Source organism: Methylobacterium carpenticola (assembly GCF_042748905.1).
Taxonomy (GTDB): domain Bacteria; phylum Pseudomonadota; class Alphaproteobacteria; order Rhizobiales; family Beijerinckiaceae; genus Methylobacterium; species Methylobacterium carpenticola.
The window spans coordinates 2,676,617-2,700,418 of record NZ_JBHZEO010000001.1 but is presented as its reverse complement, the minus strand read 5'-3'; the positions used below and the strand labels follow the sequence as shown (position 1 = coordinate 2,700,418).

The 23,802-nt window shown below is 68.4% G+C and carries 15 protein-coding genes, 5 pseudogenes and 1 riboswitch; of the genes and pseudogenes, 15 read left to right on the top strand and 5 right to left on the bottom strand.

Annotated elements, in window-relative coordinates; translation table 11 throughout:
* The first annotated feature begins 214 nt into the window (after positions 1–214).
* From ACE101_RS12730 to ACE101_RS12715, 4 genes and pseudogenes are all read left to right on the top strand, one after another.
* On the top strand, positions 215–634 hold the full coding sequence (locus tag ACE101_RS12730; protein ID WP_379126108.1) for a winged helix-turn-helix domain-containing protein: 420 nt from the start codon (positions 215–217) through the stop codon (positions 632–634).
* Positions 635–651: 17 nt separating this feature from the next.
* Positions 652–1,188, top strand: a pseudogene (locus ACE101_RS12725) (IS630 family transposase); the annotation flags it as partial.
* Between the two features lie 430 nt (positions 1,189–1,618).
* On the top strand, positions 1,619–2,038 hold the full coding sequence (locus ACE101_RS12720; RefSeq protein ID WP_379126108.1) for a winged helix-turn-helix domain-containing protein: 420 nt from the start codon (positions 1,619–1,621) through the stop codon (positions 2,036–2,038).
* 17 nt (positions 2,039–2,055) lie between these two features.
* Positions 2,056–2,592: pseudogene (locus ACE101_RS12715) on the top strand (IS630 family transposase); the annotation flags it as partial.
* Here ACE101_RS12715 and ACE101_RS12710 read toward each other — a convergent pair.
* The 3 genes and pseudogenes from ACE101_RS12710 to ACE101_RS12700 all read right to left on the bottom strand — a co-directional run bounded on the left by ACE101_RS12710 (position 2,587) and on the right by ACE101_RS12700 (position 5,234).
* Positions 2,587–3,698 (bottom strand): annotated as a pseudogene (locus tag ACE101_RS12710) (IS3 family transposase). The pseudogenes ACE101_RS12715 and ACE101_RS12710 overlap by 6 nt on opposite strands.
* Before the next feature lie 11 nt (positions 3,699–3,709).
* Positions 3,710–4,248: pseudogene (locus ACE101_RS12705) on the bottom strand (helix-turn-helix domain-containing protein); the annotation flags it as partial.
* 65 nt (positions 4,249–4,313) lie between these two features.
* The gene (locus ACE101_RS12700) at positions 4,314–5,234 is read right to left on the bottom strand and encodes a LysR substrate-binding domain-containing protein (protein WP_379129807.1); all 921 of its coding nucleotides are present in this window, start codon (positions 5,232–5,234) and stop codon (positions 4,314–4,316) included.
* Between the two features lie 273 nt (positions 5,235–5,507).
* Between ACE101_RS12700 and ACE101_RS12695 the strand changes: the two genes are divergently transcribed.
* The 6 genes from ACE101_RS12695 (at position 5,508) to leuB (ending at position 12,753) form a co-directional block, all read left to right on the top strand.
* Positions 5,508–6,569, top strand: a complete 1,062-nt coding sequence (locus ACE101_RS12695) for a putative 2-aminoethylphosphonate ABC transporter substrate-binding protein (protein WP_379129805.1) — start codon at positions 5,508–5,510, stop codon at positions 6,567–6,569.
* Positions 6,570–6,668: 99 nt separating this feature from the next.
* Positions 6,669–7,739, top strand: coding sequence for a putative 2-aminoethylphosphonate ABC transporter ATP-binding protein (locus ACE101_RS12690; RefSeq protein ID WP_379129802.1), 1,071 nt, complete (start codon positions 6,669–6,671; stop codon positions 7,737–7,739).
* Positions 7,732–9,525, top strand: a complete 1,794-nt coding sequence (locus tag ACE101_RS12685; RefSeq protein ID WP_379129799.1) for a putative 2-aminoethylphosphonate ABC transporter permease subunit — start codon at positions 7,732–7,734, stop codon at positions 9,523–9,525. Before ACE101_RS12690 ends, ACE101_RS12685 begins: the two co-directional genes overlap by 8 nt.
* A 115-nt stretch (positions 9,526–9,640) precedes the next feature.
* Positions 9,641–11,044: a 3-isopropylmalate dehydratase large subunit gene (gene leuC / locus ACE101_RS12680; protein ID WP_379129796.1), complete on the top strand. Its 1,404-nt coding sequence runs from the start codon at positions 9,641–9,643 to the stop codon at positions 11,042–11,044.
* A 3-nt stretch (positions 11,045–11,047) separates the two neighbouring features.
* Positions 11,048–11,686 (top strand): 3-isopropylmalate dehydratase small subunit, encoded by a 639-nt coding sequence (gene leuD / locus ACE101_RS12675; protein WP_379129793.1) that lies wholly within the window; start codon positions 11,048–11,050, stop codon positions 11,684–11,686.
* A complete protein-coding gene (gene leuB, locus ACE101_RS12670; protein ID WP_441005379.1) occupies positions 11,683–12,753 on the top strand; it encodes a 3-isopropylmalate dehydrogenase in 1,071 nt (356 codons plus the stop codon). The genes leuD and leuB overlap by 4 nt, the downstream gene beginning before the upstream one ends.
* 28 nt (positions 12,754–12,781) lie before the next feature.
* Here leuB and ACE101_RS12665 read toward each other — a convergent pair.
* Positions 12,782–13,411 (bottom strand): annotated as a pseudogene (locus ACE101_RS12665) (IS701 family transposase); the annotation flags it as partial.
* A 539-nt stretch (positions 13,412–13,950) separates the two neighbouring features.
* Between ACE101_RS12665 and ACE101_RS12660 the strand changes: the two are divergent.
* The 4 genes from ACE101_RS12660 (at position 13,951) to gcvP (ending at position 19,360) form a co-directional block, all read left to right on the top strand.
* The gene (locus tag ACE101_RS12660) at positions 13,951–14,640 is read left to right on the top strand and encodes a spermidine synthase (protein ID WP_379138628.1); all 690 of its coding nucleotides are present in this window, start codon (positions 13,951–13,953) and stop codon (positions 14,638–14,640) included.
* A gap of 88 nt (positions 14,641–14,728) precedes the next feature.
* Positions 14,729–14,831, top strand: a riboswitch (glycine riboswitch).
* Positions 14,832–14,977: 146 nt separating this feature from the next.
* Positions 14,978–16,120 (top strand): glycine cleavage system aminomethyltransferase GcvT, encoded by a 1,143-nt coding sequence (gcvT, locus tag ACE101_RS12655; RefSeq protein ID WP_379129791.1) that lies wholly within the window; start codon positions 14,978–14,980, stop codon positions 16,118–16,120.
* A gap of 19 nt (positions 16,121–16,139) precedes the next feature.
* The gene (gene gcvH / locus ACE101_RS12650; protein ID WP_379129788.1) at positions 16,140–16,502 is read left to right on the top strand and encodes a glycine cleavage system protein GcvH; all 363 of its coding nucleotides are present in this window, start codon (positions 16,140–16,142) and stop codon (positions 16,500–16,502) included.
* 17 nt (positions 16,503–16,519) lie between these two features.
* Positions 16,520–19,360 carry an aminomethyl-transferring glycine dehydrogenase gene (gene gcvP / locus ACE101_RS12645; RefSeq protein ID WP_379129785.1) on the top strand — a complete coding sequence of 947 codons (2,841 nt, stop codon included), beginning with the start codon at positions 16,520–16,522 and terminating at the stop codon, positions 19,358–19,360.
* Positions 19,361–19,621: 261 nt separating this feature from the next.
* Here the strand turns inward: gcvP and ACE101_RS12640 are convergent, their stop codons facing one another.
* Positions 19,622–20,320: a GntR family transcriptional regulator gene (locus ACE101_RS12640; protein ID WP_379129783.1), complete on the bottom strand. Its 699-nt coding sequence runs from the start codon at positions 20,318–20,320 to the stop codon at positions 19,622–19,624.
* Positions 20,321–20,427: 107 nt separating this feature from the next.
* Here ACE101_RS12640 and ACE101_RS12635 point away from each other — a divergent pair, with 107 nt between their 5' ends.
* Positions 20,428–23,796: a molybdopterin-dependent oxidoreductase gene (locus tag ACE101_RS12635; protein ID WP_379129781.1), complete on the top strand. Its 3,369-nt coding sequence runs from the start codon at positions 20,428–20,430 to the stop codon at positions 23,794–23,796.
* The last annotated feature ends 6 nt before the right edge of the window (positions 23,797–23,802 follow it).

Sequence of the window (23,802 nt, the reverse complement as noted above, 5' to 3'; positions counted from 1 at the left end):
TGCCGGGCGGGGTGGAAGTCGCGTCTAATACCGGCGCGCGATTGAGGTGACTCGGCTGGGTGTTCCCCGGGAAGGAAGCAGCTGATTCAATTGGCTCCTGCCTGAGCGGGAGGTCGGAATGGGACGCGGTTTGCCAATCCGGGAGGATGTCGCGACGCCGACTGAGTTGAGGCGGCGGGCCAGGAAAGAGCCTCGCCGTTCGACAGCGCAGCGGATGCTGGCGATCGCCAATGCGCTGGAAGGCATGAGCCGCGCCGAGGCGGCGCGGGCGGCCGGGATGGAGCGCCAAGCTCTGCGCGATGCGGTGATCCGGTTCAATGCCGAGGGGCTGGCCGGGCTGGTGGATCGTCCGCACGGCCACAGGCGAGAGATCCTCAGCGAGGGTGAGCAAGCAGTTCTGGTGCATCGGATCCTGGTTGGGCCAGATCCCGAGCAAGGGGAGCCGTCGAGTTGGACGCTGCCGGACCTCTGCCGTTTCATCGAGGAGCGGTTCGACAAGACGATGTGCCCGCAATCCATGTCGCGGGTCGTGCGTCGGCTCGGGCTGTCGAAGCAGAAGGCCAGGCCCGTTCACCCGAAGCGGAACGCCCGTGCGGCGGCCGCTTTCGCCAAAGGGGGCTTCGCACCGCCGTAGCGGCGGCGGCCCAAGCCCATCCGGGCAAGACGATCGCGCTCTGGTTCATGGACGAGGCGCGCGTGGGCCAGAAGGGCCGGACCGGCCATCGCTGGTGGGTGCGCGGCCAACGCCCACCAGGGCTGTGCGACAAGCGCTTCGCCTCAGCCTACATCTTCGCAGCCGTGCGGCCCGCCACAGGCGAGGAGTTCGCCCTCGTGCTGCCGCGGGTCTGCACTCAGGCCATGGATCGCTTCCTGGCCGACTTTGCGGCCAGCATCCCAGCCGACACCCACGCTGTGATGGTGCTGGACGGTGCGGGCTGGCACGATCCGCGCGCGGTGACGCTCCCGCCCAACCTCACCCTCGTGCCGCTGCCGCCCTACAGTCCCGAGCTGAACCCGGTCGAGCGTGTCTGGCTCTACCTGCGCGAGCGCTACCTCTCCCATCGGCTCCTCGCCGACGACGAGGCCGTCGTCGAGGCGTGCTGCCGGGCCTGGACTGCGCTCGCGGCAGAGACCGGCCGCATCAAGACCCTCTGCGCCTACCCCTACCTGAAACAGATCAGTTCATAAGTGCGGCGGTATAAAAGCCGGCGCCACGATGCAGCGCTCCAGAGCGCTCCGCATCAGTCATTTGACGTACATTGTGGCTCGAAGATTGGGCCGGGGAACGAAAGTTTGCAGCTGGCCTCGAATCACAGGAACCCGGTCGATGGTCAGCCCCCATCGGAGTGGTCCGGCCTGAAGTATGGCTTTGAGCCGATGTGGTCCTGCCCCGGTTTGTGGTCCAAGGCCTATGCAAGTTCTCGGGCTGTGATACCGGCGCGCGATTGAGGTGACTCGGATGGGTGTTCCCCGGGAAGGAAGCAGCTGATTCAATTGGCTCCTGCCTGAGCGGGAGGTCGGAATGGGACGCGGTTTGCCAATCCGGGAGGATGTCGCGACGCCGACTGAGTTGAGGCGGCGGGCCAGGAAAGAGCCTCGCCGTTCGACAGCGCAGCGGATGCTGGCGATCGCCAATGCGCTGGAAGGCATGAGCCGCGCCGAGGCGGCACGGGCGGCCGGGATGGAGCGCCAAGCTCTGCGCGATGCGGTGATCCGGTTCAATGCCGAGGGGTTGGCCGGGCTGGTGGATCGTCCGCACGGCCACAGGCGAGAGATCCTCAGCGAGGGTGAGCAAGCAGTTCTGGTGCATCGGATCCTGGTTGGGCCAGATCCCGAGCAAGGGGAGCCGTCGAGTTGGACGCTGCCGGACCTCTGCCGTTTCATCGAGGAGCGGTTCGACAAGACGATGTGCCCGCAATCCATGTCGCGGGTCGTGCGTCGGCTCGGGCTGTCGAAGCAGAAGGCCAGGCCCGTTCACCCGAAGCGGAACGCCCGTGCGGCGGCCGCTTTCGCCAAAGGGGGCTTCGCACCGCCGTAGCGGCGGCGGCCCAAGCCCATCCGGGCAAGACGATCGCGCTCTGGTTCATGGACGAGGCGCGCGTGGGCCAGAAGGGCCGGACCGGCCATCGCTGGTGGGTGCGCGGCCAACGCCCACCAGGGCTGTGCGACAAGCGCTTCGCCTCAGCCTACATCTTCGCAGCCGTGCGGCCCGCCACAGGCGAGGAGTTCGCCCTCGTGCTGCCGCGGGTCTGCACTCAGGCCATGGATCGCTTCCTGGCCGACTTTGCGGCCAGCATCCCAGCCGACACCCACGCTGTGATGGTGCTGGACGGTGCGGGCTGGCACGATCCGCGCGCGGTGACGCTCCCGCCCAACCTCACCCTCGTGCCGCTGCCGCCCTACAGTCCCGAGCTGAACCCGGTCGAGCGTGTCTGGCTCTACCTGCGCGAGCGCTACCTCTCCCACCGGCTTCTGGCCGACTACGAGGCCGTCGTCGAGGCGTGCTGCCGGGCCTGGAATGCGCTCGCGGCAGAGACCGGCCGCATCAAGTCCCTCTGCGCCTACCCCTACCTGAAACAGATCAGTTCATAAGCGCGGCGGTATGACAGCTTGGTTGGCGAAGGCTCGCGGCGTCAAGCCGCCGAGGGCCGTATGAGGCCGGTCTTCGTTGTAGTGGACCTCCATTCTTCGATGCGCTCGCGGGCATCGGCCAGCGACAGGAACCATGAGGCATTCAGGCATTCCGCCCGCAGGCGGCCGTTGAAGGCCTCGATGTAGGCATTGTCGGTCGGTTTTCCGGGCCGAGAGAAGTCGAGCTCTACCCCGTTCAGGTCGGCCCATTGATCCAGCATACGACCGGCAAATTCCGGCCCATTGTCCACCCGCAGGCTCTTGGGGCAGGCTCTTGGGCCGGCCGCGGAGCCTCACCAGAGCGTTGAGGGCCTCGACCACTTGGTAGGCCCGGAAGTTGGCTCTCGGCGCCAGCGAGAGCGCCTCTCGCGTGTGGCAGTCCACGACCGTCAGGATCCGGAACGGACGTCCGTCGAAGAGACGGTCGGCCATGAAGTCCATCGCCCAGATCTCGTTGGGAGCACCGATGGCGGGACGTCCTTGCCGGTAGCGCCAAGCCCGTTTGCGCCTGGGCAGCTTGGGCCGGATCGACAGGCCCTCGTCCCGGTAGAGCTGGTACGTGCGCTTGTGGTTCACGGCCCAGCCCTCCCGTCGCAACAGGATGTGCAGCCGCCGGTAGCCGTAGCGCACCCGAGCGGCGGCGAGTTCCTTCAGCCGCATGCGTAGCGCCACCTGCGGATCCGACCGCCGGCGGTAGCGCTGGGACGAGCGACCGAAGCCGGTCGCCTGGCAGGCCCGCCGTTCGCTGATGCCGTAGGCCGCCTGCAGGTGACCGGCGACCTCGCGGCGAACGGCGGGCCTCACCACTTTCGCTTGAGCACGTCCTGCAGCATCGAGCGATCCAGCGTCAGATCGGCGACCAGCCGCTTGAGCTTGCCGTTCTCCTCCTCCAGCTGCTTCAACCGCCGGATCTCCGGCACGCCCATGGCGCCGAACTGCTTCTTCCAGCGGTAGAAGGTCGGCTCGGACACGCCCATCTTCCGGCAGACTTCGTCCACCGTGCTGCCGTTCTCCGCCTGACGGAGGGCGAAGGCGATCTGTTCGTTCGTGAAGCGTTTGCAAGGCATGGCATCCACCCTCCTTCAGGGATCAGGATGCCCGAAAAACTTGCGCTGGGTGCGGACCAGTTTGCGGGGTCAGGGTCAACTGTGGCCGCGGCGGTCTCGTCGAGGAAGACCAGTCTGTCGGGATCGAGGCTGTCCTGGTTCTCGAACCAAGCCTCGCGGGCGGCCCTTACGTCCTCGCGCGCCTGCTCGGCGGCGTGGATCGCCCCTTTTTACGGGTGATGTCGTGCCGGGCGAAGAAGCGGGACAGACTGCTCGTGCTGGTCTGTAAACCGTGCTGGGCCAGGGCGTCGCGCAACTCGTGCAGGAAGATCGGGGGCCGCACTTCGTAGGTTGTCAGGATCAGCTCGGCCTGCGCCTCGATCCGGTGCGAGGCGTGATCACGACCCGACGGCTTAGGCACAAGCTGCCCCTCCTGGCGGAACTGTTCCGACCAGCGGCTGGCACTGGACACGCTGACGCCGAACCGAGCTGCCGCCTGATGACAGGACGCCCCCTCCGAAACGGCAGAGACGACACGCTGGCGTAGATCCACGGACAAGGGTGAAGGCATCGGCATCCTCCTTCACCCCTCAACGTCCTAACTCCCGAGCCGTCCAAACCCGCTCGGGCGTGGCTCTAGCGTCCAGTACCGGCGAGATGCCGCCGGAGAAGCTGCGCGGCCTTGGAGAGGCTGCCGTCGTCGCGCGCGCAGATCCGGTGCTGACGCCGTGCCCAGGGGGCATCGAGCGAGAGGATCCGCACGTCGGTCAGCACCGCGATGTGACGCGCGACACGCTCAGGGACGACACCCAGGCCGAGACCGGCCTCCACCATGCGGCCCATCGCGTGGAAGCTGCTGACCCGGATCCGACCCCGGGCCGAGCGGCCATGCTCCGCTGCCATGCGCGTGAGGATCAGGTCGATTGAGCTGCCGCGCTCCTGCTCGATCAACTGACTGTCGAGGAGCTCGAGCGCGCTGACGGACTGACAGTGGGCGAGGGCATGCCCCGCTGGCGCCAGTACCACGAGGCAGTCGCCATGATATGGGTGCACAGCGAGCCCCTCGGTCACGATGTCCCCCGAGAACAGCCCGAGATCCGCCTCGCCATCGCGCACGGCCTGCACGATGCTCGTGCTTACTTTCGCCTCAAGCTCGACCTCAACGTGAGGGTAGGCCTCGAGGAACTGCCGCAGCTCCTCGGGAAGGTAGCCGATGATTGTGGACTCGTTGGCGAAGACGCGGACGTGGCCGCGCAAGCCCGACCCGTATTCCTGCATCTCATCCTCAAGCAGGGATAGGTTGCGCAGGATCGTCAGGGCGTGCTGGCGTACCGCTCTCCCAGCGGGCGTCGCCTCGATGCCCTTGTGGTGCCGCACCACGAGCTGAAGGCCGACCGCGTGCTCGAGGTCTGACAGCCTCTTGCTCGCCGCGGAGGTCGCGATGTTCTCCCGAGCCGCAGCTGCCGCGATGCTGTGCTCGTCGACTACCGCGACGAAGAGCTTCAGCGTGAACAGGTCGACGCGGCCGACGAGGCTTCGCCGTGGAACTTGAGACATGCGTCCGACTACCCGGGGGCTTGGGACCAAAAGGCGCGGGCCCAATGCTCGCGTTACCGGAGACTTAACGGTTTCGCGCCCATGCGAGAAGATCGCGCCAATCCTACTGCGGTCCGCCCAGCCGGATAGAGAGAGTCCCGGCCACCGACAGAGAACCGCGGCCGTCGCTTTTGACGATGGCCCCCTGCCAGATTTCGCCTTCAAGCCTCAATGGACCGGTTCTAGGCTCCCTCGTCTGCTGGCCTGCAGGCTGAGACGAGAGGCACGACGCGTATGCAACCGAAGGCTTCCTCCCGCCCCACGCGCTTGATGCGGCGCATCGGCCTGGCGGCCCTCTTGTGCGCCGGCCTCAGCCCGTTTCCCGCCGCAGCGCAGACCGGCCGTGAGACCATCACGGTCTACACGACGCTGGAGAAGGAGCAGCTCGGCCCCTACAAGGCCGCCTTCGAGAAGGCCCATCCGAACGTCGAGATCGCATGGTTGCGCGATAGCCCGGGCATCGTTCTTGCCCGCCTCCTCGCCGAGAAGGACAACCCGAAGGCCGACGTGCTCTGGGGGGTGCCGCTGATGCACCTCCTCAGCCTCGAGAAGCTCGGCATGATCGAGCCGTACGCGCCCAAGGACTACGCGACGCTGAAGGCCCGGTTCCGCGATGACAAGATCCCCCCGGCGTGGACCGGCATGGACACTTGGATGACGCTGATCTGCTTCAACACCGTGGAGGCGAAGAAACGCAACATCCCCGCTCCCGAGAGCTGGGCCGACCTCGCCAAGCCCGTCTACAAGGGGCAGATCACCATGCCGAATCCGGCCTCTAGCCACACCGGCTACATGGCCATCAATCATTGGAGCCAGTCGATGGGGGACAAGGCGCAGTCCTTCATGGATTCGCTGCACGACAACATGGCGCTCTACACCCACTCAGGCTCGAAGCCGTGCAAGATGGCTGCAACGGGCGAGTACGTGATTGGAATTTCTACCGATATTACGGCGCCGCAGCTAAAGGTGAAGGGTGCGCCGATCGAGATCATCCTGCCCAAGGATAAGACGGGATGGGACATCGAGGCGACCGCCATCATGAAGGGCACGAAGCACCTCAAGGCAGCCCAAGCGCTCGCGGACTTCTCGGTGACAAAGGCGGCCGCCGAACAGTACAACAAGTTCATGGCGATCGTTGCCTATCCCGGGATTTTCGAGACGCCAAGAGGTTATCCCGCCGGCGCTGAGGCCGCAATGGCCGACCAGAACCTCACCGCGAGCGCCGACAACCGCGAGGCGCTGACGCAGGACTGGGTCAAGCGCTATGACAGCAAGTCCGAACCGAAATCGAACTGACCTCCGATCCTACCGTCCAGCGCCGGGCCATTCTTACTCAGCGGCCCGGCACCGCTCGCGATTTGCAGGGCCCCGATGATCCCCCGCCTTGACGATCCAGTGCCCTTCCTCAACGTCCGCAACGTCGGCAAGCGCTTCGGCGGTTTTCGTGCCCTCGAAGACGTCAGCCTCGACATCCGCGCGGGCGAACTCCTGACCTTCCTCGGTCCTTCAGGGTGCGGGAAGTCGACGCTCCTGCGCATCATCACGGGGCTGGAGCGGCCGAGCAGCGGCTCGATCCTGCATCTAGGGCGTGACATTACGGCGCTGTCGGCAGCGCGGCGCGGCTTCGGGATCTTGTTCCAGTCCTATGCGCTGTTCCCGAACCTCACGGTGGCCGACAACGTCGCGTACGGCTTGACGGACCGTCGCACGGCGAAGGCGCGCGTGGCGGAACTCCTCGACCTTGTCGGCTTGCCGAATGCCGCCGCCAAGTATCCCGGCGAGCTGTCCGGTGGGCAGCAGCAGCGGGTGGCGCTCGCGCGGGCCCTGGCACCCGCGCCAAAACTCCTTCTCCTCGACGAACCCCTGAGCGCGCTCGACGCCAAGGTGCGAGTACACCTGCGTCAGCAGATCCGCGACCTCCAGCGCCGGCTCGGCCTGACGACGGTGATGGTGACGCACGATCAGGAGGAGGCCCTCGCGATGGCCGATCGGATCGTTGTCATGAACCATGGCACGATTGAGCAGATCGGGACGCCGTCGGAGGTCTACGGCCGGCCGGCCTCGCTCTTCGTCGCCGATTTCGTCGGCCGGATGAACTTCCTACCCGGCCGGGTGAGCGCGGCCGACGTCTTCACCCCGCAGGCCGCCGCGGGCATTCTCGTGCTGCCCGCGGGTGGCGCGGCCGGAGGGCCAGCGACCGTCTGCATTCGGCCAGAGGACGTGACGCTCGCGCCACTCGCGGCCGGCCAGGGCCCGAACACGAGCCGCGCGCGCCTCGCAGCGGTGGAGTTCCTGGGCGCCTTCTGCCGCGTGCAGGTGGTCGCGCCTGAGTGGGGCGACCTCGGCATCACCGCGGACGTGCCGGCGGGGCCCGCGAGTGGGCTCGACCTCACGCCCGGCGCGCCCCTCGACGTCACCCTGAGGCCGGAGCGGCTGCACATCTTCGCGGGTGCCGTTGATGCCTGAGGTCGGCCTCACTTCGGCGCCCGTGCGCCTTCCCGCCCGGTTCATTGCCGCGCCACGCCTGCCGGAGGCGGGCGTGCGCCTTGCGCTCATCGGCTTCGTAACACTGGTCGCGCTCGTGCTGATCCTTGGCCCGATCGGCGCGATTCTCCTGAAGAGTCTCCAAAACGCCACCGGTGAACTCGTCGGGCTCGCGAACTTCCGCGCCTACGCGAGCAACCCGGCGCTGGCCCGCTCGATCGGCAACAGCCTTCTCCTTGGAGGGCTGACGACTACGATCACAATGCTCCTCGCCTTTCCCTATGCCTACGCGCTAACCCGCAGTTGCTTGCCGGGGAAGTTCGTCTTCGGGGGCATCGCGCTCCTGCCGATTCTCGCGCCCTCGCTCCTGCCCGCGATCGCGTTGACTTACCTGTTCGGCAATCAGGGCTTCCTGAAGAGCTGGCTCAGCGGTGGGTCGATCTACGGCCTGCCAGGCATCGTGGCAGGCCAAGTCTTCTACTGCTTTCCTCACGCCTTCCTGATCCTGAGCACCGCGCTGGCGCTCGCGGACGCGCGGCTCTACGAGGCGGCCGAGACACTCGGTGCGTCACGGGCGCGCATGTTCCGCACCATCACGGTGCCGGCCGCCCGTTTCGGCATCGTGGGGGCGACCTTCGTCGTCTTCACCATCGCCGTCACGGATTTCGGCGTCGCCAAGGTCATCGGCGGTCAGTTCAACGTACTCTCGATCGACATCTACAAGCAGGTGATAGGGCAGCAGAACTTCCAGATGGGTGCCGTCGTCGGGGTGATCCTACTCGTCCCCTCACTCCTATCCTTCGCTGTCGACCTCTATGTCCGACGCCGCCAACGATCCCTGCTCAGCGCCCGCTCGGTGGTGCTGAAGCCAACGCCGAGCCGGGCCTTCGATCTAGCGATGCTGACGGTGGTCGCCATCATCGGCGGGCTGATCCTCGCGCTCGTCGCCACGGCGCTCTTCGCATCATTCGTCAAGTTCTGGCCGTACGATCTCTCCCTGACATTTGGAAACTACGACTTCGCGGCCTATGACGCTGCGGGATGGTCTTCCTACGCCAACAGCCTGAAAATGGCAGCGCTCACGGCGCTCGCAGGCACGCTGCTCGCATTCTCAGGGGCGTACCTCGTCGAGAAGGGGCGCGGGCACGCTTGGCTCGGCAGCCTCTATCGCGCGGTCGCAGTGCTACCGCTCGCCGTGCCCGGCCTTGCCCTCGGGCTCGGCTACATCTTCTTCTTCAACGCACCGGGGAATCCGCTCAACGGTGTCTACGGCGGCCTCTCGATCCTCGTCATGGCGACGGTCGCGCACTACTACACGGTTCCGCATCTCATGGCCGTGACGGCGCTCAAGCAGCTCGACGGCGAGATCGAGGAGGCCGGTGCCTCCCTGGGGGTGCCGTTCTGGACGACCTTCTTCCGTGTAACGCTGCCGATCTGCGTACCGACTGTCATCGACATCGCCACCTACTTCTTCCTTAACGCGATGACGACAATCGGAGCGGTCGTGTTCCTGTACGCGCCCGCGACCAAGCTCGCCTCCGTGGCTGTCGTCGAAATGGACGATACCGGAGACACCGCGGCGGCGGCGGCTATGGCGATCATGGTGCTCGTCACGGCCGCCGGCGTGAAGCTGGTGCAATTTGCCCTGACGACGGTCGCGGTGTCGCGCACGCAGGCCTGGCGGCGTCCCTCCGCCGCTCCCGAGCCCGAGGGGACGAAAGTTCCGTCAATCAGTGCTGCGCTCGCGCCGGCACGTCGCCCATCGTGATTGGCGTTGGTGGGGCGAGGAAGCACGGCTTCCGACATCCCGCAGGCCTTCTTAGACACCAACTCGGCGATCAGGTGGTCGCGGCCGTCCCGCGCCGCGCCAAGGAGACCGTCCCTTGCCCGGCACGCTGTTCGACAAGATCTGGGATCGACACAAGGTCTACGAGCGCTCTGACGGGCAGACCCTGCTCTTCATAGACCGCCACTACATCGGCGACGACCTGCCGCTCGACACGTTCGAGGCGCTGCGCCGCAAGGGCCTGAAGGTCCGCCGGCCCGATCTCAGCTTCGCGGTGCCAGACCACTACGTCTCTACGCGTGGGCGCAGCCTCGCCGACACGGTGGACGCTGAGCGTCGGTCGCTCATTGAGGGCTTGGTGCGATTTACCGACGAGAACGGCATCACCCTCTTCCCGCTCGAAGACGCGCGCCAGGGGATCGTCCACGTGGTTGGACCCGAGCAGGGTCTGAGCCTGCCGGGCATGACGATCGTGTGCGGCGATAGCCACACCTCCACCCACGGAGCGCTCGGGGCGCTCGGCTTCGGCATCGGTGCCTCCGAGGTAAGCCACGTCTTCGCAACTCAGACCCTCTGGCAGCGCCGCCCGCGCACCATGCGAGTGCATATGGAGGGCGAGGTTGGGCTCGGCGTCACGGCCAAGGACCTGATCCTCGCGGTGATCGCCCACATCGGCGTCGCGGGGGCTGCCCGCCACGTAATCGAATACGCGGGGGCAGCTGTCCGCGCCCTCTCGATCGAAGCCCGCATGACCCTGTGCAACATGTCGATCGAGGCCGGGGCTCGCGCCGGGATGGTGGCGCCGGATGCTACCACCATCGCTTACCTGAAGGGTCGGCCCTACGCTCCAGCAGGCACCGCCTGGGATGCAGCGGTGAGCGCATGGTCGCGGCTCGCCTCCGATGCTGACGCCGTCTTCGACCGTGAGATCGTGTTCGACGCCGCCGAGGTCGCTCCCATGGTGTCCTGGGGTACGAGCCCGGAGGACGCGAGCCCGATCACCGGGGCGGTGCCCGACCTCGCCGCAATCCCGGACCCGCAGAAGCGCGCCCGCATCGCCAAGGGGCTCGACTACATGGCACTCGCCCCCGGCGCGACGCTCGAAGGCTTACCGATCGGGCGGGTGTTCATAGGCTCCTGCACCAACGGCCGCATCGAGGATCTGCGTGAAGCCTCGCGCGTGATGCGCGGGCGCAAGGCAGTGGTGCCGACGGTGGTGGTACCGGGCTCCGGACTCGTGAAAGCGCAGGCCGAAGCCGAGGGGCTCGACCGCATCTTCCGAGAGGCCGGCTGTGAGTGGCGCTACGCTGGCTGCTCCATGTGTCTCGCAATCAATGGCGACGCGGTGAATGAGGGCGAGCGCTGTGCCTCGACCACGAACCGCAACTTCGTCGGCCGCCAAGGGCTTGGCGCCCGCACCCACCTCATGAGCCCGGCGATGGCCGCAGCCGCCGCCGTGACCGGCCGGCTCACCGACGTCCGCCAGCTGGGAAGGCACTAGCCCATGGAGCCGTTCACGCGCCTCGACGCCGTCGCAGTCCCTATGACCGGCGCCGACATCGACACCGATCAGATCCTGCCGGCGCGCTTCATGCACAAGCCGCGGGTTGATTACGGCCGCTACTGCTTTCACGACGTGCGCTTCGCGCCCGACGGCACCCCGCGCCCGGGCTTCGTGCTCAACCGGCTGGACCACCCAGCGCCCCGGATCATCGTCGCAGACCGAAACTTCGGGTGCGGCTCGTCCCGAGAGCAGGCCGTCTACACGCTCGCCGACTTCGGCATCCGCTGCATCGTCGCCCCGAGCTTCGGCGATATCTTCCAGACGAACTGCCTCAAGAACGGCGTGCTGCCCGTGGTTTTGCCCGAGGCGGAGACGGCGGCGATCCGCGCGCTGTTGGAGGATGCCTCAGCGCCGCGCCTCGTCGTGGACCTCGTGGCGGAAGTGCTTACCGACCCCTCCGGCTGCCGCCACGCCTTCGTGACGGACCCCTTCGCGCGCGAATGCCTGCTCAAGGGGCTCGATGAGATCGACTATACACTCACGCTCATCGAGCACGTGCGCACCTATGAGGCGGCCTCGCGCCGGGAGGGCGAGATTTCCGGGACGTTCCGACATCCTGAAGCCGAGGAATTGAGATGAAGGTTGCCGTGCTGTCCGGAGATGGGATTGGGCCAGAGGTCACCCGTCAGGGCGTCAAAGTGCTCGAAGCCCTTGCCCGTGAGGGCTTGGCTATCGAAATGGAGACGGCTCTGATCGGGGGCTGCGCCTACGACGCAGGTGGCCACCCGCTGCCGGAGGCGACGCTGGCGCTGGCGCGCGCGGCCGACGCCATCCTGTTCGGGGCCGAGGGCGGGTTCGAGTACGAGACCCTTCCGCGTGGCCTCCGACCCGGCGACGCGCTCCTGACCCTGCGCCAGGAACTTGACCTTTTCGCCAACTTCCGGCCAATCGTCTCCGTCCCCGCACTCATCGAGGCCTCGACCCTCAAACGAGAGGTGGTCGAGGGCCTCGACTTGATGATCCTGCGCGAGCTGACGAGCGACATCTACTTCGCGAGCCCGCGCGGCATCGAGCGCGACGGAAGGGGCGAGCGTGTCGGCGTCAACACGATGCGCTACACGGAGAGCGAGATCCGCCGCATCGCGCACGTCGCATTCGCCACTGCGCGAGGCCGCCGTCACAAAGTCTGCTCGGTAGACAAGGCCAACGTGCTTGAGACCATGGAGCTGTGGCGCGAGGTCATGACCGACGTAGGCCGCGATTATCCCGACGTCGAGCTGACCCACCTTTACGTTGATGCGGCTGCGATGTCCCTCGTGCGCTACCCCAAGCAGTTTGATGTAATCGTGACCGCGAACCTCTTCGGCGACATTCTCTCGGACGAGGCGTCGATGCTGGTAGGTTCGATCGGCATGCTGCCATCGGCCTCGATCGGCGCGGGGCGGCGCGGGCTCTTCGAGCCCGTCCACGGCTGCGCCCCCGATATCGCCGGCCAAGATGTGGCAAACCCGCTCGCCTCCATCCTCTCGGTGGCGCTGATGCTGCGCCACAGCTTCCGGCGGCCGGACCTCGCGGTCCGGGTCGAGGACGCCGTTGCTCGGACCCTGGCGGATGGATACCGGACCGCCGACATTGTAACGCCGGGCACCCAACGAATTGGAACGGAGGCGATGGGGGACTGCGTGGTAGCCCGCCTCATGGCGTAGCCTCACGGACTATTGATCAGCCGCTCGACCTTAACGCAGCCACCTTGCCGTACTCGGCATCGCCCAGCACGCACCCGAAGCGCACGCCCTGGTCGCCCAGCCGGTCGATCTCGTCCAAGGCGATCTGCCACTTCGGCCGACCGGAGATGTCGTCGGGCACCCCCGCCGTATGTCGCCGCGCCGGATCGGAGGCCCAACCGTCAGGCAGGAACAGCCGCAGCGACACCGGGACCGGAACCTCGCCTCGGGCCAGCGTCAGCGACACCAGCGCCTGGCAGTTCGCCTTTTTGCCGAGCTGACCGCAGTACTGGCGCGGCACGCCCACGGAGTGGCGCCCCTGCTTGACCAGCGCAGTGTCGTCGACCACCAGCACGGCCTCCGGCCCGCCCACGAGCTGCTCGGCCTGCTCGGCCAGCACGCACTCGAGCCGTGCATGCGGCCAGGGCGAGGCGGACACGAAGTGGTGCAGTTGCTGCACGTTGCCGGGCGCAACGCGCGCTGCCATCGGTTCGACGCTCTTGCGCTCGCCGGGCAGGAGCAGACCTCGCAGGTAGAGCGGCGCCCAACGTCGCTGCTCGGCGCGGGACAAGGCGGCCAGAATGGGAGCCAGCCATGCCTCCAATAGTTCTAGCCAAGATTTCGACCCGACCTCATCCATCGCGCTCCTCCCGTGCACCTCAGCGAACGAGAGATAAGATGCCGTAACCTGGCAGAGTAGCGCTAGAGCGGCGCCCGATGGCCGCGTGATCGGGCGCTGCTCCAGAGCGCCTATTCACCTCTGTGATCAACACCGCCGCGCGGCTGCTGGCATCCGGAAAAATCACTCGACGGCCGCATGCGCGCTGATGCGCGTTGGCCTCGCTCCGATGCGGCCGGTCCGACCGCTCCACGAGCTTGCCGTTCTCGCGGTTGGACCAGCCGAACTGGCCTTCGGCCGGGGCGAGCGGTGATCTTTTGATGATGGAAGGGTACAGGCTGGTATCGGCCGTATCGCGCGGGCCACCGCACGATCGGGCCGTCATGGCCGGTTCCCACGCCCCGAGACGGTGCTACGGGAGATGCGTGTTCGATCCGGGCGATCGATGAGGGCGCGACACGAACCGGCCGCGCAGGGTTGGATTCCTTGGTGAACATCACGCGGCGGCGGCGGAGCCGGGCGCCGGATTATTGCCGTTCTACGACCGGAGGTACCGTCCTTTGATTCCATGGGTTCAACTTGACACCGCCGTCATTCCCGGCGAGCGCGAGCCGATGCGCCTGATGCAACGCGGCGGTGATTTCACCATTTGTGTCGGCACGATCGAGCTGATGAGCAACCGCGCCTCCAAGTCGGAGGCGGAGCTCGCCGCCCTCACCTGTGCCCGCTTGCGGGACCGTCCGCGGGCGAAGGTGCTGATCGGTGGGCTCGGCATGGGATTCACCTTGCGTGCAGCCCTCGACGCCCTCGGCCCGGATGCGCGGATCGTCGTCGCGGAACTGATGCCCGCGGTTGTGGCCTGGGCGCGTGGTCCTCTGGCCCATCTGTTCGCCGGGATCCTCGATGATCCGCGCGTCGATCTGCGGGAAGACGACGTTCTGCGTGTCATTCAGCAGGTGCCGTCCTGCTACGATGCCATCCTGCTCGACGTCGACAACGGGCCCGAGGGGCTGACGCGGCTCGAGAACGACCGGCTCTACGACGTCGAGGGCTTGAAGCAGGCCCAACGGGCGCTGCGCCCGCGCGGCATCCTGAGCGTGTGGTCGGATAAGCCCGACCGCAAGTTCAGAGCGCGCCTATGGAACACCGGTTTCGAGGTCGACCAGGTGCGGGTGCATGCCAACGGGCGAAGCGGGCGTCGTCACGTCCTCTGGCTCGCGACACGTCCGGATCATCTCTCCAGGCCGTGATCCGCGGTCAGGCAGGACCTCGCACGGCGCAGTGGCACTCCCGACGTTGCGCGGCATGCGGTCTTGTGCTTTGGTCCAACCGTCCGAACAGGGCGATACGGGAGAGCCCAGCCCGGCTCGATGAGCCTGGCATGGCGCCGACGGAGCAACCACCCCCGGAAACTCTCAGGCACAATCACCGTATCGTTGGACGATCTGGAGAGAGGCGCCGTCCGGCGTCCACCGAAGGAGAAACCTCGCACGCCCGTGCGGGGGAAGCTCTCAGGTACCCGTGACAGATGGGGGTAGCCGTGGTGCGTGAGCGCCGTCGGTTCCGTATGTCGCGGAGGACCCTGATATGTCCGTGCAGCCCGCCGAGTCGGTTGCTCTCGAAGCCACGCCCCTGCACGATCTCCACCTGCGCCTGGATGCCCGCATGGTGCCCTTCGCGGGCTACGCCATGCCGCTGCAATACCCGGCGGGCCAGCTCAAGGAGCACCTGCATACCCGCGCCGCCGCCGGGCTGTTCGATGTCTCCCACATGGGTCAGGTGGTGCTGCGCGGCGACGATCCGGACCGGATCGCGCTCGCACTGGAGCGCCTGATCCCGGCCGATCTCGCCGGGCTCCGGCCCGGCCGCCAGCGCTACGGGCTGCTCACCCACGAATCCGGCGGCATCCTGGACGACCTCATGGTCCTGCGCTTCGACGATCACCTCGTCGTCGTGGTGAACGCCGCGAACAAGCGGGCGGTCATCGCCCATCTGAGGCGGTTTCTGCCCGCCGCGGTATCGGTCGAAGAGCAGCCCGCCGCGCTGATCGCCCTGCAGGGACCGGCCGCGGAACCGGCCCTGGCGGCGCTCGCACCCGAGGTGACGACGATGCGGTTTCTCGACGTCCGGGAGGTGACCCTCCTCGGCGCGCGGGGCTTCGTCGCCCGCTCCGGCTACACGGGCGAGGACGGCTTCGAGATTTCGGTCCCGGCGGAGGCCGCCGCGGCGCTGGCGGAGGCGCTGCTGGCGCAGCCGGGCGTGCTGCCGGTCGGCCTCGGCGCCCGCGACACGCTGCGGCTCGAAGCGGGCCTCTGCCTGCACGGCGCCGACATCGACCTGACCACGAGTCCCGTCGAGGCGAGCCTGACCTTCGCGATCCCCAAGGTCCGGCGGCGGGGGGGAGCTCGCGCCGGAGGCTTCCCGGGCGAGACCCGCATCCTGCATGAACTGGAGACGGGCACCGCGCGGCGGCGCGTCGGATTGAGGCCGGAGGGACGCGCGCCGGTGCGGGCCGGCGCCCCCCTCCGCTCCGAGGCGGATGGCACATCCCTCGGCAGCGTCACCTCGGGGAGCTTCGGCCCGAGCCTCGGTGCCCCCGTGGCGATGGGCTACGTCGCGGCCGCCCACGCGCAGGCGGGCCAGCGCCTCCTCGCGGAGGTCCGCGGCCTGCCCCTGCCCCTCGTCGTGACCCCTCTCCCTTTCCTTCCCGCCACCTTCAAGCGCGCCTGACAGGCCGGAGTTAAGTCCCATGCGGCGTTTCACGGAAGAACACGAGTGGCTGACGCTCGAGGGCGAGGTCGCCACGATCGGCATCACCCAGCATGCCGCCGAGCAGCTCGGCGACCTCGTCTTCATCGAGCTGCCGAAGGTCGGGGCCGCGTTGACGAAGGGATCGGCCGCGGCGGTCGTCGAATCGGTCAAGGCGGCCTCCGAAGTCTACGCGCCGCTCGACGGCGAGGTGACGGAGGTCAACGACGCGGTCGTCACCTCCCCGGAGACCGTGAACGCCGATCCGCAAGGCGCGGGCTGGCTCTACCGGATGCGGCTCAAGGACCCCTCCGCCATGGAGGCCCTGATGGACGAGGCCGCCTACGCGGCTCTGCCGAAGTGACCGCCCCGGAGAGACGCATGGCCGCCTACGATCCGTACGACTTTGCGAACCGCCGGCACATCGGCCCGACCGTCGGCGAGATGTCCGAGATGCTGCAGCGGGTCGGCGCTGCGAGCCTCGACGCCCTGATCGACGAGACGCTGCCCCCCGACATCCGGCAGCACGAGCCGATCGAGTTCGGCCGCCCGCTGACCGAGCGCCGGGTGATCGAGCGGATGCGCGCGGTCGCCAACAAGAACCGTCTCCTCGTGTCGCTGATCGGCCAGGGCTATCACGGCACCACCATGCCGCCCGCGATCCAGCGCAACATCTTCGAGAACCCGGCCTGGTACACGGCCTACTCGCCCTATCAGCCGGAGATCAGCCAGGGCCGCCTCGAGGCGCTCCTGAACTTCCAGACGCTGGTCTGCGACCTGACCGCCCTCGACATCGCCAACGCCTCGCTCCTCGACGAGGCGACGGCGGCGGCCGAGGCGATGGGCATGGCGCAGCGGGTCGCGACGTCGAAGGCCGACGCCTTCTTCGTCGACAAGGATTGCCTGCCGCAGACGATCGCCGTGCTGCGCACGCGGGCCGCCCCGTTCGGCTGGCGCGTGATCGTCGGCGATCCCTTCCGGGACCTCGATCCGGAGCAGGTCTTCGGCGCGCTCTTCCAGTATCCGGGCGTGAACGGGGCCATTCACGATTTCGGCAGCCCGATCGCGCGCCTGCACGCGGCCGGGGCCATCGCCGTGGTGGCGGCCGATCCCCTGGCCCTCACCCTCCTCAAGGCGCCCGGCGAGATGGGAGCCGACATCGCGATCGGCTCCATGCAGCGCTACGGCGTGCCGGTCGGCTACGGCGGCCCGCACGCCGCCTACATGGCGGCCCGCGACGCCTACAAGCGGGCGATGCCCGGCCGCATCGTCGGCGTCTCCGTCGACAGCCGCGGACACCGCGCCTATCGCCTCGCGCTCCAGACCCGCGAGCAGCACATCCGCCGCGAGAAGGCGACCTCGAACATCTGCACGAGCCAGGTGCTGCTCGCCGTCGTGGCGTCCATGTACGCGGTCTATCACGGGCCGGAGGGCCTGAAGGCCATCGCGCAGCGCGTGCACCGCGACGCCGTGCGCCTCGCCGACGGCCTGACGCGGCTGGGCTTCGCGGTCGAACCGGAGGCGTTCTTCGACACGGTGACGGTCGCGGTCGGCCCGTTCCAGGGCATGATCCTGAGGAGCGCCGTCGAGAACGGCGTGAACCTGCGCAAGATCGGCGACGACCGCATCGGCATCACGGTGGACGAGCGCACCCGGCCGGACATCATCCAGGCCGTGTGGCGCGCCTTCGGGGGCACGGACCTCGCCTACGACGAGGCGTGGCCCGCGGCGCGGCTGCCCGCCGGGCTTGCGCGCACCTCCGCCTATCTCACCCACCCGATCTTCCAGATGAACCGGGCCGAGAGCGAGATGACGCGCTACATGCGCCGGCTCGCCGACCGGGATCTCGCGCTCGACCGCACCATGATCCCGCTCGGCTCCTGCACCATGAAGCTCAACGCCACGGCCGAGATGCTGCCGATCTCCTGGCCGGAATTCTCGGAGATCCATCCCTTCGTTCCGGAAGATCAGGCCCGGGGCTATGCCGAGCTGATCGAGGATCTCTCGAAGAAGCTCTGCGCCATCACCGGCTACGACGCGATCTCGATGCAGCCGAACTCGGGGGCGCAGGGGGAATATGCCGGGCTCCTCGCGATCCGCGGCTACCATCACGCCCGCGGCGAGGGGCACCGCGACGTCTGCCTGATCCCGTCCTCGGCCCACGGAACCAACCCCGCTTCCGCGCAGATGTGCGGCATGACCGTCGTGGTGGTGGCGGCCGACCCGCAGGGCAACATCGACGTGGACGACTTCCGCCGGAAGGCGGAGCGGCACGCCGACAAGCTCGCGGCCTGCATGCTCACCTACCCCTCGACCCACGGCGTGTTCGAGACGCGGGTGCGCGAGATCTGCGAGATCGTCCACGCCCATGGCGGCCAGGTCTATCTCGACGGCGCGAACCTCAACGCCCTCGTCGGCCTCGCCCGGCCGGGTGACATCGGCGCGGATGTCAGCCACCTCAACCTGCACAAGACGTTCTGCATCCCGCATGGCGGCGGCGGTCCCGGCATGGGCCCGATCGGCGTCAAGGCGCATCTGATCCCCTACCTGCCGACCGATCCGCGGACGGGCGAGGCGGGCGCGGTCTCGGCGGCGCCGTTCGGGTCGGCCTCGATCCTGCCGATCTCGTGGAGCTACTGCCTGATGATGGGCGGGCGCGGGCTCACGCAGGCGACCCGCGTGGCGATCCTCAACGCGAACTACATCGCCGAGCGGCTGAAGGGCGCCTATCCGATCGTCTATACGGGCCTCAACGGGCGCGTGGCACACGAATGCATCGTGGACGTGCGCCCCTTCCAGAAGAGCGCCGGGATCACCGTCGATGACATCGCCAAGCGCTTGATCGATTGCGGCTTCCACCCGCCGACGATGAGCTGGCCGGTCGCCGGGACCCTGATGATCGAGCCGACCGAATCCGAGACCAAGGCGGAGATCGACCGGTTCTGCGACGCGATGCTGTCGATCCGGGAGGAGATCCGGGCGATCGAGGAGGGTCGGGCGGACCGGGCCGACAATCCGCTGAAGCAGGCCCCGCACACGGTGCAGGATCTCATCGGCGCCTGGGAGCGCCCCTACTCGCGGGAGGCGGCCTGCTTCCCGACCGGCTCCCGTGGGATGGACAAGTACTGGCCCCCGGTGAACCGCGTCGACAACGCCTATGGCGACCGAAACCTCGTGTGCAACTGCCCCCCGGTGGAGTCCTACGCCGCGGCGGCGGAGTAATCCCAGAGCCGAAGCATCGCAACAGGGCCGGAGCGGGCGCGTCGCCTGCCCGGCCGGAGCGGGGACGCGCAAACCTGCCGGGTGCCCGTCATCGGCCAGGCGGGATCGGGCCGCGTCATACGGTTTCCGGATGATCGCTTCGCGATGCGGAAACCGGCCTCGCTCAGGCGCCGCGCGGGCTCGTGATACGGTTTCCGAAAGTGATCTTCCGGAAACCGTATCAGCCGTGCAGCTTGGCGGAAAGGGAAGGCCGACGTCCCGTCATCTGAGCTGGCCGCCATCGGCGTCCCTGAGCACTTCGGAGAAGATCGGCTCCCAATCCATGATGTGCTTGTGCATGAGTGCCGCTGCGGCTTCGGGCTCGCCCCCCTGCCGCAGCATGTCGATGATGCGGTAGTGCTCGGGGACCGACTCCTCTTGGCGCGCCAACCCGGCGGCAGAGCTGATCCCGTAGAGCCTCATCGTATCCCGTAACCGCATCACGATTCCGGTCAGGACGGCGTTGCCGGCCCGGGACAGCAACTCCCTGTGGAATGCGCGGTCGGCGGCGAGGTAGAGCTGGATGTCGCCCGCGCGCACCGCCCGGGCGATGTCGTCCGCGTGCGCCGTGAGCTGCGAGACATCGTTCAGTCCGGATCGCACCAGCTTCACGAAAGCGGACGTTTCGAGTTGCAGCCGGACCTCGAACAGGTTGCGCAGTTCCTCCAGCGTCGGCTCGACCACGCAGAAACCGCGGTTGCGCAGCGGCTGCAGCAGGCCATCGGCGGAGAGTTGCAGGAGCGCCTCCCGCACGGGCGTGGTCGAAATGCCGAGCGTCCGGGCCAGGGCCGGGACGGACAGGATGGTGCCCGGCCCGATCTCCCCTGACACGATGCCGAGGCGCAGTCGCTGCTGCACCTGCTCGCGCAGATTGGCTTCCGTCGCCACCGGCACCGGAGCGGCGTTCTGATTGCTGACCATTCTTCGCTCTCCCGCTGCCCAGTATACGAGCTTCATCCCGACTTGCAGGAGCGCGTCACGCGTTTCAATATAGCGCGTCACGCGCTACCTAACCGAGGGAGGCTGAGGTGGGTGAGGTCAAGGCGGGCTACTGCACCCTCTGCCGCTCGCGGTGCGGCTCCCTCAACGAGGTCGAGGGCGGCCGGCTCGTGGCCGTGCGGCCCAACCCGGACCATCCGACCGGCAGCGCGCTCTGCGCCAAAGGGCGCGCCGCTCCCGAGATGGTCGGCAGCCCGCGGCGGCTGACCGTCCCGCTCAAGCGCACACGGCCGCGCCACCACCCGGATCCCGGCTTCGTGCCGATCTCCTGGGACGAGGCGCTGGCCGAGATCGCGTCCCGCCTCGGCGAGACCCGTGCGCGACGGGGCGCCGAGGCGGTCGCCTTCGCCGTCACCACCCCGAGCGGCACGCCGATGGTGGACAGCTTCGAGTGGGTGGAGCGCTTCATCCGGGTCTTCGGCAGCCCGAACCTGATCTACGCCGTCGAGGTCTGCGGCTGGCACAAGGATTACGCGCAGGCCCTGACGTTCGGGCGCGGCATCGGCGCCGCCGACTACGACCGGGCGGATGCGATCGTGCTGTGGGGGCACAATCCGGCCCGGACCTGGCTCGCCCAGGCGACCCGCGTCGCGGCGGCGCGCCGCCGCGGGGCGACGGTGGCCGTGGTCGATCCCAAGCGCGGCGGCTCGGGCGAGGATGCCGATCTGTGGCTGCGCATTCGTCCCGGCACCGACGCGGCCCTCGCCATGGGAGCCATCCGGCACCTGATCGCGACGCGCCGATACGACACGCCCTTCGTGCGGCGCTGGACGAACGCGCCGCTCCTGATCGACCGCGACACGGGACGCTTCGTTCGGGCCGGCGACCTCTGGCCCGGCAGCCCCGACTCGCGGTGGGTGGTTCTCGGCCCCGAAGGGCCGCTCCCGGCGGATTCCGCTCCCGATGATCCCGCGATCCTGCTGCAGGGCGAGGCCGATCTTCAGGCGGGGGATGGGCGCCGTCTGCGCTGCGCAACCGCGCTGACGTTGCTGGAACGCGAAGCCGCTCCGTACACACCGGACTCCGTCGCAGGGATCACCGGGCTTCATCCCGATGATCTCGCCCGGTTCTACGCGCTGTTCGAGAACGCGCCCCGCCTCGCCTATCATTCCTGGACCGGGGTCGGGCAGCACACCAACGCGACCCAGACCGAGCGGGCGATCGCGACCCTCTACGCGCTGACGGGAGCGAACGACCGGGCCGGCGGCAATCTCTGGACCGTGGCGCCCCCATCCCGGAGCGTGAACGATTACGGATTGCTGGCGCCCGACCAGCGCGAGAAGGCTCTCGGCCTCGACGCGCTGCCGCTCGGCCCGCCCTCCAGGGGCTGGATCACCGCCCGCGACTTCGCCCGCGCGGTGCTGGAGGGGGAGCCCTACCGGGTCGAGGCCCTGATGAGCTTCGGCTCCAACCTCGTCGTGTCGCAGGGGGCATCGGCACGCAACCGGGACGCGCTGCAGGCGCTCGATTTCCACGTCCACGTCGACATGTTCATGAATCCGACGGCGGAGAACGCCGACATCGTGCTCCCGGCCAGCATGCCCTGGGAGCGCGAGGCGCTGAAGGTCGGCTTCGAGATCACTCAGGCGGCCGCCGAGCTGGTGCAGCTGCGCCAGGCGATGCTCCCGCCCCTCGGCGAAACGCGGGCGGATTACGAGATCGTGTTCGATCTCGCCTGCCGGCTCGGCCACGCGGATGCGTTCTTCGGTGGTTCGGTCGAGGCCGGCTGGAACGACCAGCTTGCGCCGCTCGGATTGACCGTGGCGGACCTGCGCGCCCGCCCGGACGGCATCCGCGTCCCGCAACCCTGTCCGGAGCGCAAGTACACCGCACCCGGCGCGGACGGGACGCCGGTGGGCTTCGCCACGCCGACGCGCCGGGCCGAGCTCTACTCCGAGCGCCTGCTGGACCACGGCTATCCTCCCCTGCCCTCCTTCATCGCGCCCGCCGGCGGGGAGGACCCGGCGCTGCCGCTGTGGCTCTCGACCGCGAAGTCCGGTTGGTACGTTCACAGTTCGCACCGGCACGTCGCCTCGCTGCGCCGGAAGGCACCGGATCCATCGATCGAGATCAGCCCCGCTTCCGCGGCGGCCCGTCACATCCAGGCCGGCGACTGGGTCGTGCTGCGCACGGCGCACGGGACGGCGCGGCTGCGCGCCCGGCTCGATCCGGCCCTGGCGGACGACACGGTCATCGCGGAATTCGGCTGGTGGGAGGATTGCCCGCCCCTCGGCCAGCCGCGCACCCCAAGTGCCGGCGCGGACACCCTGAACGTCAACGCCGCGCTCTCGGACGAGAGCCGGGATCCGGTCAGCGGCTCGGTCCCGCTTCGCGCGGTCCCCTGCGAGATCACCCTGGACGAGGTGCGCAGCCGAGGCTGGTGGAGCGGCGAGCGCGCCTTCACGGTGGCGGCCGTCCGACGCGAAGCCGCGGATGTCGTGGCGCTCTCACTGGCTCCCACGGATGGCGGGCCCCTCGCCGGCTTCCGTCCCGGGCAGCATGTCCGCGTGGCCACGGATGCGGGCTTGGCGCGGGCCTACTCGCTCACCGGACCGCATCGCTGCCCGGACCGCTACGACATCGCCGTGAAGCTGGTCGGCACCGGAACGGCGTCGCCCGGACGGATGTCGTCCCGTCTCCACGGAATCGGGGTCGGCGCGACCGTGTTGCTGGAGGCGCCGCAGGGCACCTTCACGCCCCCCTTGAGCGGGGACCGTCCCGTCATCCTGCTCGCCGCGGGCATCGGCATCACGCCCTTCGTGAGCTACCTCGAAGCGCTCGCCGATGCCGGCGAAGCGCCTCGGCCGCCCGGGATCCGGCTCATCTACGTCTGCCGAGACGGGCAGGCCCATCCCTTCGGCGCAACGCTGCGGGCGCTTGCAACCCGCCTGCCGGAACTCGCCGCCACGCATGTCTTCACACGACCGGCACCGGATGATGATCCCGGCCGGGATTACGACCGGAGCGGACGGTCCGCCCTGTCCGATCTGCCGTCGCCGTTTCCGGGCGAGCGCCCCCTCGCCTATATCTGCGGCCCGGGCGCTTTCGTGGCGGACGCGACCTCACGTCTGCTCGCCTGGGGGCTGCCGCGCTTCGACATCGCGAGCGAGCTGTTCACCGCACAGGCGGAGGTTCCGGCGGACCTGGCCCCGCGGACCGTCTCCCTCGCCCGCAGCGGAGCGAGCTTTCTCTGGTCGCCCGGCGCGGGAACCCTGCTCGACGCCGCCGAGAAGGCCGGCCTGCCTCTGCCGAGCGGCTGCCGCACCGGCCAGTGCGAGAGCTGCCAAGTGAGGCTCGCCACCGGGGCGGTGGCGCATCTCGCCGCCTATGACGGCCCCCCCGACCACTGCCTGACCTGCCGCGCCGTCCCGCTCGCCGACTGCGTGCTCGATGCTTGAGAAGGA